6 protein-coding genes, 2 tRNA genes and 2 rRNA genes are annotated in these 14,151 nt (G+C 61.0%); 1 reads left to right on the forward strand and 9 read right to left on the reverse strand.

From position 1 onward, the window contains the following. Nucleotides 1-82 precede the first annotated feature (82 nt). The 4 genes from P0M04_RS04900 to P0M04_RS04915 form a co-directional block, all read right to left on the reverse strand. Nucleotides 83-2,958, reverse strand: a 23S ribosomal RNA gene (locus P0M04_RS04900). A gap of 235 nt (nucleotides 2,959-3,193) precedes the next feature. Then, nucleotides 3,194-3,269, reverse strand: a tRNA-Ala gene (locus P0M04_RS04905). 8 nt (nucleotides 3,270-3,277) lie between these two features. Continuing rightward, a tRNA-Ile gene (locus tag P0M04_RS04910) sits at nucleotides 3,278-3,354 on the reverse strand. Nucleotides 3,355-3,434: 80 nt separating this feature from the next. After that, nucleotides 3,435-4,963: ribosomal RNA gene (locus tag P0M04_RS04915) — 16S ribosomal RNA — on the reverse strand. The 16S and 23S rRNA genes sit together here with 2 tRNA genes alongside, the layout of an rRNA operon. A gap of 587 nt (nucleotides 4,964-5,550) precedes the next feature. On the opposite strand from P0M04_RS04915, the gene P0M04_RS04920 reads away from it, so the two are divergent. Then, nucleotides 5,551-7,497 (forward strand): sigma-54-dependent Fis family transcriptional regulator, encoded by a 1,947-nt coding sequence (locus P0M04_RS04920; RefSeq protein ID WP_259452958.1) that lies wholly within the window; start codon nucleotides 5,551-5,553, stop codon nucleotides 7,495-7,497. On the opposite strand, the gene P0M04_RS04925 is transcribed toward P0M04_RS04920, so the two are convergent. From P0M04_RS04925 to P0M04_RS04945, 5 genes are all read right to left on the reverse strand, one after another. Next, nucleotides 7,494-8,465, reverse strand: a complete 972-nt coding sequence (locus P0M04_RS04925) for an FAD:protein FMN transferase (RefSeq protein ID WP_259452959.1) — start codon at nucleotides 8,463-8,465, stop codon at nucleotides 7,494-7,496. The genes P0M04_RS04920 and P0M04_RS04925 overlap by 4 nt on opposite strands. Next, nucleotides 8,465-10,540, reverse strand: coding sequence for a 4Fe-4S binding protein (locus tag P0M04_RS04930; RefSeq protein ID WP_259452957.1), 2,076 nt, complete (start codon nucleotides 10,538-10,540; stop codon nucleotides 8,465-8,467). The genes P0M04_RS04925 and P0M04_RS04930 overlap by 1 nt, the downstream gene beginning before the upstream one ends. Nucleotides 10,541-10,547: 7 nt before the next feature. Further along, nucleotides 10,548-11,705, reverse strand: coding sequence for a porin (locus tag P0M04_RS04935; RefSeq protein ID WP_259452956.1), 1,158 nt, complete (start codon nucleotides 11,703-11,705; stop codon nucleotides 10,548-10,550). A 286-nt stretch (nucleotides 11,706-11,991) separates the two neighbouring features. Further along, nucleotides 11,992-13,734 carry a PQQ-dependent methanol/ethanol family dehydrogenase gene (locus P0M04_RS04940; protein WP_259452955.1) on the reverse strand — a complete coding sequence of 581 codons (1,743 nt, stop codon included), beginning with the start codon at nucleotides 13,732-13,734 and terminating at the stop codon, nucleotides 11,992-11,994. Nucleotides 13,735-13,765: 31 nt separating this feature from the next. Beyond that, the gene (locus P0M04_RS04945; protein WP_259452954.1) at nucleotides 13,766-14,146 is read right to left on the reverse strand and encodes a DUF779 domain-containing protein; all 381 of its coding nucleotides are present in this window, start codon (nucleotides 14,144-14,146) and stop codon (nucleotides 13,766-13,768) included. Nucleotides 14,147-14,151 lie beyond the last annotated feature (5 nt).

Consider the following 14,151-nt stretch of genomic DNA (forward strand, 5'->3'; position numbering starts at 1 on the left):
GAATCCGGAAGAAGCAGTTTTCGTAATCTGTTGTCTCAACAAACAGCTGAACCCTTGCATTGGCAATGACTGCCAAGGTTATAGGGACAAGCCGTACGGGCAATTAGTATCAGTTAGCTTAATGCATTACTGCACTTCCACACCTGACCTATCAACGTCCTGGTCTCGAACGACCCTTCAAGGAGCTCAAGGCTCCGGGAAATCTCATCTCAAGGCGAGTTTCCCGCTTAGATGCTTTCAGCGGTTATCTCTTCCGAACTTAGCTACCCGGCAATGCCACTGGCGTGACAACCGGTACACCAGAGGTTCGTCCACTCCGGTCCTCTCGTACTAGGAGCAGCCCCCTTCAAATTTCCAACGCCCACGGCAGATAGGGACCAAACTGTCTCACGACGTTTTAAACCCAGCTCACGTACCACTTTAAATGGCGAACAGCCATACCCTTGGGACCGGCTACAGCCCCAGGATGTGATGAGCCGACATCGAGGTGCCAAACTCCCCCGTCGATATGAACTCTTGGGAGGAATCAGCCTGTTATCCCCAGAGTACCTTTTATCCGTTGAGCGATGGCCCTTCCATACAGAACCACCGGATCACTATGTCCTACTTTCGTACCTGCTCGACTTGTCGGTCTCGCAGTTAAGCACGCTTATGCCATTGCACTATTAGCACGATGTCCGACCGTACCTAGCGTACCTTCGAACTCCTCCGTTACACTTTAGGAGGAGACCGCCCCAGTCAAACTGCCTACCATGCACTGTCCCCGACCCGGATCACGGGCCAAGGTTAGAACCTCAAACGAACCAGGGTGGTATTTCAAGGTTGGCTCCACGAGAACTGGCGTCCCCGCTTCAAAGCCTCCCACCTATCCTACACAGATTGGTTCAAAGTCCAATGCAAAGCTACAGTAAAGGTTCATGGGGTCTTTCCGTCTAGCCGCGGGTAGATTGCATCATCACAAACATTTCAACTTCGCTGAGTCTCGGGAGGAGACAGTGTGGCCATCGTTACGCCATTCGTGCAGGTCGGAACTTACCCGACAAGGAATTTCGCTACCTTAGGACCGTTATAGTTACGGCCGCCGTTTACTGGGACTTCAATCAAGAGCTTGCACCCCATCATTTAATCTTCCAGCACCGGGCAGGCGTCACACCCTATACGTCCACTTTCGTGTTTGCAGAGTGCTGTGTTTTTATTAAACAGTCGCAGCCACCAGTTTATTGCAACCCTTTCACCCTCATGGAGTAAACCAATCAAGCTACCGGGGCGTACCTTATCCCGAAGTTACGGTACCAATTTGCCGAGTTCCTTCTCCCGAGTTCTCTCAAGCGCCTTAGAATACTCATCTCGCCCACCTGTGTCGGTTTGCGGTACGGTCTCGTATGACTGAAGCTTAGAGGCTTTTCTTGGAACCACTTCCGATTGCTTCGTGTCACAAGGACACACGTCTCGACCCCTTGAATTACGCGCCCGGATTTGCCTAAGCACCTTCTATGAGTCAAAAACCAGCTATTCCAACAGCTGGACAACCTTCCGCGATCCGTCCCCCCATCGCATCATACGACGGTGCAGGAATATTAACCTGCTTCCCATCAGCTACGCATCTCTGCCTCGCCTTAGGGGCCGACTCACCCTGCTCCGATGAACGTTGAACAGGAAACCTTGGGCTTTCGGCGAGAGGGCTTTTCACCCTCTTTATCGCTACTCATGTCAGCATTCGCACTTCCGATACCTCCAGCATCCTTTACAAGACACCTTCTCAGGCTTACGGAACGCTCTCCTACCATATCGATTGCTCGATATCCGCAGCTTCGGTGACTGGCTTAGCCCCGTTACATCTTCCGCGCAGGACGACTCGATCAGTGAGCTATTACGCTTTCTTTAAATGATGGCTGCTTCTAAGCCAACATCCTGACTGTTTTAGCCTTCCCACTTCGTTTTCCACTTAGCCAATCTTTGGGACCTTAGCTGGCGGTCTGGGTTGTTTCCCTCTTGACGCCGGACGTTAGCACCCGACGTCTGTCTCCCAAGCTCGCACTCATCGGTATTCGGAGTTTGCAATGGTTTGGTAAGTCGCAATGACCCCCTAGCCATAACAGTGCTCTACCCCGATGGTGATACTTGAGGCACTACCTAAATAGTTTTCGGAGAGAACCAGCTATTTCCAGGTTTGTTTAGCCTTTCACCCCTACCCACAGCTCATCCCCTAATTTTTCAACATTAGTGGGTTCGGACCTCCAGGGCGTGTTACCGCACCTTCATCCTGGCCATGGGTAGATCACCTGGTTTCGGGTCTACACCCAGCGACTGTCGCCCTGTTCGGACTCGATTTCTCTACGGCTCCCCTATTCGGTTAACCTCGCCACTGAATGTAAGTCGCTGACCCATTATACAAAAGGTACGCCGTCACCCCACGAAGAGGCTCCGACTGTTTGTATGCACACGGTTTCAGGATCTATTTCACTCCCCTCCCGGGGTTCTTTTCGCCTTTCCCTCACGGTACTGGTTCACTATCGGTCGATTACGAGTATTTAGCCTTGGAGGATGGTCCCCCCATATTCAGACAGGATTTCTCGTGTCCCGCCCTACTTGTCGTACGCTTAGTATCACCGGTCTGATTTCGTGTACGGGGCTATCACCCGCTATGGCCGCCGTTTCCAAGGCGTTCCACTATCAGTCCGACTATCACATACAAGGCTCATCCCATTTCGCTCGCCACTACTTTGGGAATCTCGGTTGATTTCTTTTCCTGCAGCTACTTAGATGTTTCAGTTCGCCGCGTTCGCTTTGCATACCTATGTATTCAGTATGCAATGACCTAAAAGGCCGGGTTTCCCCATTCGGAAATCTGCGGATCAAAGTGTGTTTGCTCACTCCCCGCAGCTTATCGCAAGCTACTACGTCCTTCATCGCCTGTAATCGCCAAGGCATCCACCATGTGCACTTATTCACTTGTCCCTATAACGTTGGCCCCTGCAGTCTTTCCGAAGGAAAGACGAGAAGGGAGCGTCATAGCAACAAGAGTTCAGCTTACTTTGTTTGTTGATACATACAGATTACTACCCTAAGTGTGCATCCAACTTTCGTTAGCTACACGCTTAAAGAAAACTTTACTTCTTCCAGATTGTTAAAGAACGAGAACTACACTTATCGAAGACTCTGGTCTTGGATAAAGATAGTCTAAACAGTCGAATGGTGGAGGATGACGGGATCGAACCGACGACCCCCTGCTTGCAAAGCAGGTGCTCTCCCAGCTGAGCTAATCCCCCTTGGTAACTGGTGGGTCTGGTTGGATTCGAACCAACGACCCCCGCGTTATCAACACGGTGCTCTAACCGACTGAGCTACAGACCCGAACTGTTCTCGTTTAACTTTGCAACAGTCGATAAGCGTAGGCGCTTGATGATGGAGCGTAAGCTCCCGTGCCACTCTAGAAAGGAGGTGATCCAGCCGCACCTTCCGATACGGCTACCTTGTTACGACTTCACCCCAGTCACGAATCCTACCGTGGTAAGCGCCCTCCTTGCGGTTAAGCTACCTACTTCTGGTAAAACCCGCTCCCATGGTGTGACGGGCGGTGTGTACAAGACCCGGGAACGTATTCACCGCGGCATGCTGATCCGCGATTACTAGCGATTCCAACTTCACGCAGTCGAGTTGCAGACTGCGATCCGGACTACGATACACTTTCTGGGATTAGCTCCCCCTCGCGGGTTGGCGGCCCTCTGTATGTACCATTGTATGACGTGTGAAGCCCTACCCATAAGGGCCATGAGGACTTGACGTCATCCCCACCTTCCTCCGGTTTGTCACCGGCAGTCTCATTAGAGTGCTCTTGCGTAGCAACTAATGACAAGGGTTGCGCTCGTTGCGGGACTTAACCCAACATCTCACGACACGAGCTGACGACAGCCATGCAGCACCTGTGTTCAGGCTCCCTTTCGGGCACCCTCCAATCTCTCGGAGGTTCCTGACATGTCAAGGGTAGGTAAGGTTTTTCGCGTTGCATCGAATTAATCCACATCATCCACCGCTTGTGCGGGTCCCCGTCAATTCCTTTGAGTTTTAATCTTGCGACCGTACTCCCCAGGCGGTCTACTTCACGCGTTAGCTGCGTTACCAAGTCAATTAAGACCCGACAACTAGTAGACATCGTTTAGGGCGTGGACTACCAGGGTATCTAATCCTGTTTGCTCCCCACGCTTTCGTGCATGAGCGTCAATCTTGACCCAGGGGGCTGCCTTCGCCATCGGTGTTCCTCCACATCTCTACGCATTTCACTGCTACACGTGGAATTCTACCCCCCTCTGCCAGATTCAAGCCTTGCAGTCTCCATCGCAATTCCCAGGTTAAGCCCGGGGCTTTCACGACAGACTTACAAAACCGCCTGCGCACGCTTTACGCCCAGTAATTCCGATTAACGCTTGCACCCTACGTATTACCGCGGCTGCTGGCACGTAGTTAGCCGGTGCTTATTCTTCAGGTACCGTCATTAGCCTCAGATATTAGCTGAGGCCGTTTCTTCCCTGACAAAAGAGCTTTACAACCCGAAGGCCTTCTTCACTCACGCGGCATTGCTGGATCAGGCTTGCGCCCATTGTCCAAAATTCCCCACTGCTGCCTCCCGTAGGAGTCTGGGCCGTGTCTCAGTCCCAGTGTGGCTGGTCGTCCTCTCAGACCAGCTACTGATCGTCGCCTTGGTGAGCCTTTACCTCACCAACTAGCTAATCAGATATCGGCCGCTCCAGGAGCATGAGGTCTTGCGATCCCCCACTTTCATCCATAGATCGTATGCGGTATTAGCGTAACTTTCGCTACGTTATCCCCCACTCTTGGGTACGTTCCGATATATTACTCACCCGTTCGCCACTCGCCGCCAGGTTGCCCCGCGCTGCCGTTCGACTTGCATGTGTAAAGCATGCCGCCAGCGTTCAATCTGAGCCAGGATCAAACTCTTCAGTTTAATTCCTGTTTTTGCTGCTTTCGCAGCATGTCGCTCACTCAAAATACTGACCGTCACTCATTGCTGAGCAACGTATTTCTTTTGTGTGAACATTTGATAATTTAAGCATTCAGCACCCCGAAGGATGCTGGCACTTCATCAAACGCCCACACTTATCGACTGTTTATTGTTAAAGAGCTTCGTATTCGGTACTGCCTTGCTGCGTTTGCGAATCGTTTTGTTCGTCAGCAGCAGAGGAGTGAGATTATGCCGTGCTTCGCTTAACTCGTCAACCCCTCGTTTTTCTGCAACACATTCGATGTAATCGATCTGACAAGCTTAACTAGTTGATTCAGTTAAACTTTTTGTGCGCTGCAGAAGCAGGACGCGAACTATAGCAAACCGCCCACCATCTGCGCAAGTCCTGTTTTGCGTGCTTAAAAAGCTGGCATCCAGCTTGCTTACTGTATGTTGCATAAAACAAAGCATCGAGAATACGGAACATATTTACACGCCTGATTGTTCCGTTCTGGTACAGGTGCTACATTTGTGAACAGTCGATTTCCAATATAGAGAGCCGCGGTCCAGGGCCAACCAGGAGACATGGAATGACTTACCAACACGCAGGCTTGCTCGTCCCCGGCGACGACATGGCAACGATGATCGCGGTCTCGCATCGACGCTCCGAACAATTCGGGCTGAATCCGGATTCACGACCCGATTTCACGCCGGCATCCGGCACCGACCTCTCGCACCTCGTCGAACAGAACCGCCTCTTATATAGTCATGCGGTGCCGGCGATGGAAACGCTGTACCAGCAGATCGCCAATACGCACAACATGGTCCTGCTGACGGATGCGCAGGGCGTGATCGTGCACTCGCTGGGCGACGCCGACTTCCTGGAAAAGGCCAACCGCGTCGCGCTGACGCCGGGTGTCGCCTGGTCCGAGGAGAGCAAGGGGACGAATGCGATCGGCACCGCGATCGCCGAACGGGCGCCGACGACGGTCCACGCGGACCAGCACTTCCTCTCCGCGAACCACTTCCTGACCTGCTCCGCGGCGCCGATCACGGACCACCGCGGCAACGTGGTCGGCGTGCTGGACGTCAGCGGCGACCGGCGCAGCTTCCACAAGCACACGATGGCCCTCGTGCGCATGTCCGCGCTGATGATCGAAAACCAGCTGTTCGCGGCGACGTTCGAAAACGCGATCACCTTGCACTTTCATGCGCGGCCCGAGTTCATCGGCACCCTGATGGAAGGCATTGCATCGTTCAGCCCGGGCGGCCGCTTCCTTGCCGCCAACCGCAACGGCCTGTTCCAGCTCGGCCTCTCGTATCCCGCGTTGCAGGCCCACACGTTCAGCTCCCTGTTCGGCCTCCCCGTCTCCGCCCTCTACGACCATTACCGCACGGCGGCGCCTGGCCTGCTCGACCTGTGCATGCACAACGGCGTGCGGGTACGCGGCCGCGCGGAACTGCGGCTGACGAACGGCGTACATGTCCTGACCGGCGCGTTCGACGATGCCCCGCAGATGATCAACGCCATTCCCCAGCCGCTGGGCAAGGCACCGACGCGCCGCCTGTCCGGCCTGCGCTACCTGAACACGGGCGACCCGCAACTCGAACAGGTCATCGAGAAGGTCAACCGTGTGCTCGGCCGCGACGTGCCGATCATGATCATGGGCGAGACGGGCACCGGCAAGGAATTGCTGGCCCAGGCCATCCACAACGATTCGCCGCGCGCACAGGGACCGTTCGTCGCCGTGAACTGCGCGTCGATTCCCGAAACGCTGATCGAATCGGAGCTGTTCGGCTATGAGGACGGCGCGTTCACCGGCGCGCGCAAGAAGGGCGCGGTCGGCAAGATCCTGCAGGCGAACGGCGGCACGCTGTTCCTCGACGAGATCGGCGACATGCCCTATTCGTTGCAGGCCCGCCTGCTGCGCGTGCTGCAGGAACGGATGGTCACGCCGCTCGGCAGCAATAAATCGATCCCGGTGAACGTCGAAGTGATCTGCGCGACGAACCACAACCTGCGCCGGCGCATCGCCGAAGGCCTGTTCCGCGAAGACTTGTATTACCGCCTGAACGGCCTCGTGGTGAAGCTGCCGCCGCTGCGCGAGCGCACCGACCTCGAAACGGTGGTGAGAAAAATCCTCTCGGCCGAAACAGAATCCGGCGCCACGCACACGATCTCCGACGAAGTGCTGCGGCTTTTCAAGCGCCACAAATGGCCCGGTAACTTTCGCCAGTTGACGAACCTCCTGCGTACGGCGGCGATCATGGCCGGCGACGAGGAAGAGATCGGCCTGCGCCACATGCCGGACGACTTCATGGACGACATCGCAGAGACTCCCGAAGCCGCGCCCGCGAGCGCGCCCGCCGCCCAGCAGATGATCGCGTCCGGCGCCAACCTCGAAGAGATGGAACTGGCCGCGATCCTCAAATCGCTCGAGGCGAACGGCGGCAACGTGTCGGCCACGGCGCGCGCGCTGGGCGTCTCGCGCAATACCATTTACCGCAAGCTGCCGCACCTGAAGACCTCCCCTTAAGCGGTCGGGAAGCCGGACGACTTCCAGCGCGCGCCGTCCTTGCCGATCGTGAGCAGGTCCACGCCCGGCAGGTGCGCCGCCAGCGCGTGCGCGCGCCGCGCGCCCATCACCATGAACGCGGTCGACAAACCGTCCGCTTCCAGCCCGGTGGGCGCCAGCACCGTGACGCTCGCCAGCTCCGTCGGCGAATCGCCGCTGGCCGGATCGAAGATGTGGTGGTGGCGCAGGTCCGACGTGAACGCGGACGCATAATCGCCCGACGTCGCGACGCAGCGTCCGTCCAGCACCAGGCTCGCGGCCACCGCGTCCTCGTTGCGCGGATCGCGGATGCCCAGGTGCCACGGGCGCCCGCCCGTGCGGCCCAGCGCACCGTATTCGCCCGTATCGACGAGCGCATGGCGGATGCCATGCCGGCGCAGCGCCGCCAGTGCGAGATCCGTCGCATAGCCCTGCGCGAGGCCGTTCAAGGTGATCGCCATCCCTTTGCGCGCCAGCACGACGCGTTCCGGCCCCGCCTGCACTTGCGTCCAGCCGACGAGGCGTTGCGCGCGCGTGCGCTCGGGCTCGGGCGGCACGCCATGCGCGGAATCGAACGCGCGCCACAGCGGCTGCACCGTGATGTCGAACGCGCCCTGCGTCAGGCGCGACAACGTGCGCGCATGCTCCAGCACCGTCAGCAGATGCGGATCGGGGCCGTGCAGCACCTTGTCGCGGTTCAGCCGGAACACCTGGCTGGGCGGCTGGTGAAGACTCATCAGCGCATCCACACGGCGCGCTTCTCCCAGCGCGGCGGCGATGGCCTGCTGCGCGGCTTCCGGGTCCGCATGGCGCACGGCGACGCTGATCGTCGTCCCGAACGCCAGCGCCGCGCCGCTGTGCAGCGGCAGCTCGTCGGCTGCGGCCGCGTCGACTACCGCGGCGCCGGCCATGCCGCCCAACGTGGCGGCGATGAAGGTCCTTCTGTGCATCATGGTCCCCTGTCGATGACGTCCGGGGCCGGCACGATCGGAATCGTCCGGCTGCGCTTCCGTTCCAGGATCCGCGGCGCGCACTGTTCGTCGCTTGCGTGGATAACGACACATTCCATACATTGAAAACACTCCTCGTAGTCGACCTTCCCGCTCGGGACGATCGCGTTGTAGCCGCAGCGGTGGCGGCATGTCTGGCACGGCGTGCCGCATTCGGCGCGGCGCGGGATCCAGTCGGGCAGGCGCACGCGGCCCAGCAGCGCCAGCGCCGCACCGAGCGGACAGAGATAGCGGCAGAACGCCTTGTTGACGACCATGGCGACGAGCAGCAGGCCGGCGGCGTACGCGACGAACGGCCAGGCGCGCACGAAGTTCAGGGTGATCGCGGTCTTGAACGGCTCCAGCTCGACCAGGCGGTCGGCCTGTGCGGGCGCCCACACGGCCGCCAGCAGGATCGCCGCCAGCACGCCGTACTTCACACGCTTCAGGCGCGCATCGAGCACGCGCCGCACGACGACCTGCGGCAGCCGCAGCGCCTGCCCGGCGAGACAGGCGAATTCCTGCAGCGCGCCGAAGGGACACAGCCAGCCGCAGAACGTGCCGCGCCCCCAGATGAACAGCGAGACGAGCACGAAGGCCCACAGCGCCACGGTCATCGGATCGAACAGCAGGTAATCGAGCCCCCGTCCCGCGCGCAGCGCCTGCACGATGCCGGTGAGGTTGACGATGGAGAGCTGGGCCTGCGCCGCATAGCCGATGAAGCCGATGGTGAACAGCAGCCACGCGCGGCGCAGCCAGGCGAAGCGGCGTGCATGCGCCACGAGCCAGCGCTGCTGCCACAGCGCGGCCGCGAGCAGCGCCAGCGCCACGCCCAGCACGATCAACTCCACGCGGCGTGCCTTCCAGCTGGCCTGCCAGGCCGGCGCGGCACCCTCAGGCGCGATGTAGTATGCCTCCGGCAGGCGATACGAAAACGCGATCTCGCGCGTGATCCGCTCCGGATAGACGATCCCCTTGCTGCGCGTGACCGGCAGCGCGAAGTCGAGCGCGCGCGCCGGATCGAGTCCCGCCTGTGCGATGACGCGCAGGAGCAGCATCTCGTCGGCCGGCAGGTGCATGCCGTCGGCCAGCCGCGGTTCGAGATCGAGGTCGCGCATTTCGACCGGCAGGCGGTCCTGGCGCAGCACGATGCCGCGCGGGACGCTGCCGCGCACGAAATCCGCGCCGGTCAGCGTGTGCGGGCCGGCCGTCAGCACGAGCAGCGCGTGGTCGCCCGGCTCCAGCCTGCCCTGCAGCCGGTTCCACGTGCGCGGTGCCAGCAGGTTACGGCCGACGGCCGGCACCGACGCCCAGGCCACCCACAGGTCGATGAAGACGTCGTCCGGCTGCGCGAGCGCCTGCGCATCCAGTCCTGCGCCGACACTGCCCGCAAACAGCCGCTCGACGTCGCCCATGCGCACCCGGACATGGCGTACCAATCCCGCATCGAGCATCTCCTGCAGCGACATCGGCGTGAACACGTCATCGCGAATACGGCCGATGCGGCCCGGATCGCGCCCCTGCGCAAAACCGAGTTTGGCGCGCGCTATCTTCAGCGCGGCCGACAGGACGCTCTGGTTGATGATGCGGACGGACGCCGTCGCCTTCGACACGCCGTCCAGGCTTCCCTTCCCGCCGCCGACCGTGATCCCCTGCCCCAGCGAGCGGCCGCGGTACTGCTGCAGGAACTCGCGCAGCGGCGCCTCGCCCAGCCCCTCCAGGAACACGGGCTCGTGCTGCGACAGCACGGCGACGTCGAGGAAGGTGCCCTTCGGGTCGATGACGACGAGGAGATTCGGCGGCACGCCGGCGAAGCCCGGCACCGGCGCCAGGTCCACCGATTCGAACGCGTAGCCGACGAGTTCCGTCGCCGTGCCGTTCTGCTTGAACAGCGGCCAGGCCTGGACGTCGGCCGCCTTCTCGCCGACGACCAGCGGCGCCGGGAAGCGCCGCGCCAGCTCCGCCTGCGTCAGCGTGCCGGCATGCGCCGCAGCGCAAAGCATGAGCCAGCAGATGAGAAGGCGGAGCAGGTTCATGGCCGCGTCAGAAGAAGATGATGCCGCCGACGGAGCCGCCGTTCATGCGCGCGGTGGCGCCGCCGAAGCCCTTCGAACGGGTCTGCCCGACCTCGGCCACCAGCGTGATCGCACTGTTCAGCGAATAATAGGCGCCGGCCGTCAGGTTGGCGTTCGACTTCAGGCCGCCCGTGCCGACGGTGTTGTCGTCGTTGGCGCTGCGGCCCCACGACAGGCCCAGCTTGAGCGCGTCGGTCGCCTTGAACGTGCCCTGCACGAGGTAGTTCTTCGAGCGGACGTCGCCCTGGTCGGCGTCGGACAGGATGCCCAGCGCGCGGCCCGTCTGCGCATTGACCAGGAGGCCGGCGGCGCCCAGCTGGTACGAGGCGCCCGCTTCGAAGCCGTTCATCGTCAGGTCGCTCGTACCGGCCGTTTGGGACTCGAAGCGCTGGGTCTTCGCACCCAGCCAGGCCTTGAAGCCGTCCTGTTCGAACGAGAGGCGCGCCTGCACCTGCGGGCTCGAACGGGTCGAGTAGCGCGGACCGGCGATGACCGGCGTGTCGGACACGGGGCTCATCACGCCGAAGTCGAAGCCGATGCCGGCGTCGTTCTTGGGCGTGCTGTAGACGATCTGGCCATAGGTGCCCAGATAGGTGTAGCCGGCGCCGATGTGGCCCAGCGTGACGCGGCCGCGCTGCGTGGCCTGCACCGGCGCGCCGGCGCCGACGAGCGTCATGTCGTTCAGGATGGCGTTGGCGCCGAAGATGCCGTAGTCGCGGCCCAGCTTGAAGGTGCCGAGATCCGCGCGGCCGAACGTGAAGTAAGCCTGGCGCACGTCGACGGTGCTGTTCTGGGCGATCGCGCTGTCCGTCGCCGTGGCGGCGTAGATGCCGATCTTGGCGGTGACATCGAAGCCGCCCTGCGTCGACGACACGGACGTCACGAGGCCGCTGGGCAGCAGGCCGTTGCCGATGGTGGTGCGGTGATCCTCGCCGCCGCAGCCGAGCGCGCGGCCGCCCAGCGCCAGCCCGCCGACGGCGTCGCCGCTGCACGACACGCCCGTGTAGTAGGCGTTGACGATGCCGCCGACGTTGACCGTCCAGTCGCCGGCCTTCAGGTCGACCGCACAGGCCTGCGTGCAGGCGCCGATCGAGGCCAGGACGGCCATTGCGTGAACCTTCTTCATTTGTCTCCTCGCTTTCTTGTTTGTAGTGGGATACATCGTTGTGATGTACCGACAGTGATGGCAAGTTGCGTGCCCGGTCGTGCACCGGGGAAAAGCGAAGAAACAGCGGATTTTTATGTGACGATTCGGATCATGTGTTGCAGTTTTGACCGTCCGCACGCAAAAACGGAATAAACGATATAAATAAAAAAAGCCGCGGCCGAAGCCGCGGCAAAACAGGGTCTTGACGCCGGCCGCCGCCGCAGCCTTTGCATAACCCTCCCTGACCACTTACCTGGAGTTCACATCAAATCTTGGTGGCGAGCTTGAAGACCCAGACCGAGCCGCCCTGCTCCAGGAAATTCACCTTCTTCGCGACCTCGCCGCCCCACAGCGGCACGGCGCCGCCCCAGCCGGAGACCACGGCCACGTATTGCACGCCGCCGTCTTCCCACGTCACCGGCGGCGCGACCACGCCGGAACCGGTCTGGAACTTCCACAGCTCTTTACCCGACTTCGCATCGACCGCTTTCAGGAAGCCTTCGGGCGTACCGTAGAACACGAGGCCGCCGGCCGTCGTCATCACGCCGCCCCACAGCGGTGCCGAGTTCTTGTTCTCCCAGACGATCTTGCCCGTCTTGGGATCGACCGCGCGCAGCGCGCCGATGTAATCCTCGTTCAGCGGCTTGATCGTGAAGCCTGCGCCGAGGTAAGCGCCGCCCTTCTTGTACGTGATCGGCTCGTTCCAGATCTCCATGCCCCACTCGTTGGCGGGCACGTAGAACAGGCCGGTCTGCGGGCTGTACGCCATCGGCATCTGGTTCTTCGCACCGAGGAAGGCGGGTGCGGCGAATACGGTCGAACCCTTCTTGCCGTCGCCCTTCGTCGGATCGCTGGGGCGGTTGGCCGCGATGAAGTTCGGACGGCCCGTCTTGAGGTCGATGCTGCTCGCCCACGTGATCTTGTTCACGAACGGGAAGGCATTCTGCAGCTGGCCCGTCTTCGCATCGATCACGTAGAAGAAGCCGTTGCGGTCGGCCTTGCCGCCGTAGCGCTTGCCGTTCATGTCGAACGTGACGAATTCATTGGCGCCGTCGAAGTCCCACGAATCGTTCGGCGTGCTCTGGTAGGCCCACTTGATCTGGCCCGTCGTCGGGTCCAGCGCGAGCGTCGACGACGAATACAGGTTGTCGCCGGGGCGCAGGTGGCTGTTCCACGGTGCCGGGTTGCCGGTGCCGAAATACGCGAGGCCGGTAGCCGGGTCGTACGTGCCGCCCATCCAGGTCGAGGCGCCGCCCGTCTTCCACAGCTCGCCCGGCCAGCTCTTGTTGACGGTGCCGGTGACGCCAGCGTCGGTGGCCTTGCCGTCCTTGTCGTACTTGTAGCCCATGTGGCCTTCGACGGTCGGGCGCGACCACAGCAGCTCGCCCGTCAGCGGATTGCGGCCTTCCACGCGGCCGACGATGCCGAATTCACCGCCCGAGACGCCCGTGATCAGGACGCCCTTGGCGATCAGCGGCGCGGCCGTCATGGAGTAGCCGGCCGCATAGTCGTCGACCTTTTCCTTCCACACGATCTTGCCGGTGTTCTGGTCGAGGGCGACCAGTTGCGCGTCCAGCGTGCCGAAGATGACGAGGTTGCCGTACACGGCGGCGCCGCGGTTGACGACGTCGCAGCATGGCATGATCGCTTCCGGCAGGCGGTGCTCGTACTTCCACAGCTTGTTACCCGTCTTCAGGTCGATCGCATAGATGCGCGAATACGACGCCGTGACGAACATCTTGCCGTTGGCGATGATGGGCTGCGACTCCTGGCCGCGCTGCTTCTCGCCGCCGAACGAGAACGACCAGGCCGGGACCAGCTGGCCGACGGTCTTGGTGTTGATCTGGGTGAGCGTCGAATAGCGCTGGCCCTGCGTACCCATGCCGAAGGACAGGACGTTCTTCGTGTCCTTCGCGTTCTCGATCATTGCGTTGGTGATGTCGGCCGCCTGGGCGATGAACGCCAGCGGGGCGAGTCCTGCGAGCAGGATGGTCATTCTCGTCTTCATGCTTGTCTCCTTTGTTGTCGTTATGAGTTACTCAAGGTCCAGGCGCCTGGCTGCGCAGCTGGCCGTTTTCCTCGTCCGTGAACAGGCGCGAGCGCGTGAGGAAGCGCCGGCCCGTGCCGTTATCGAGCGAGAACATGCCGCCATTGCCTTCCACCACGTCGATGATCAGCTGCGTGTGTTCCCAGTACCCGAACTGCTCCAGCCCGATGTAGAACGGTGCGCCGTCCAGGTTGCCCAGGTAGACGTCCGTGTCGGACAGGTCGAACTCCCCGGCGGCGTAGCACATCGGCGTGCTGCCGTCGCAGCAGCCGCCGGACTGGAAAAACATCAGCGGCCCGTGGCGCTGCCGCAGCTCGCCGATGAAGGCCAGCGCGGCGGGGGTCGCCAGTACGCGTTCGATATTGATTGTCATGGCGC

Origin of the sequence: Telluria mixta, assembly GCF_029223865.1 — a bacterium.
GTDB lineage: Bacteria > Pseudomonadota > Gammaproteobacteria > Burkholderiales > Burkholderiaceae_D > Telluria > Telluria mixta.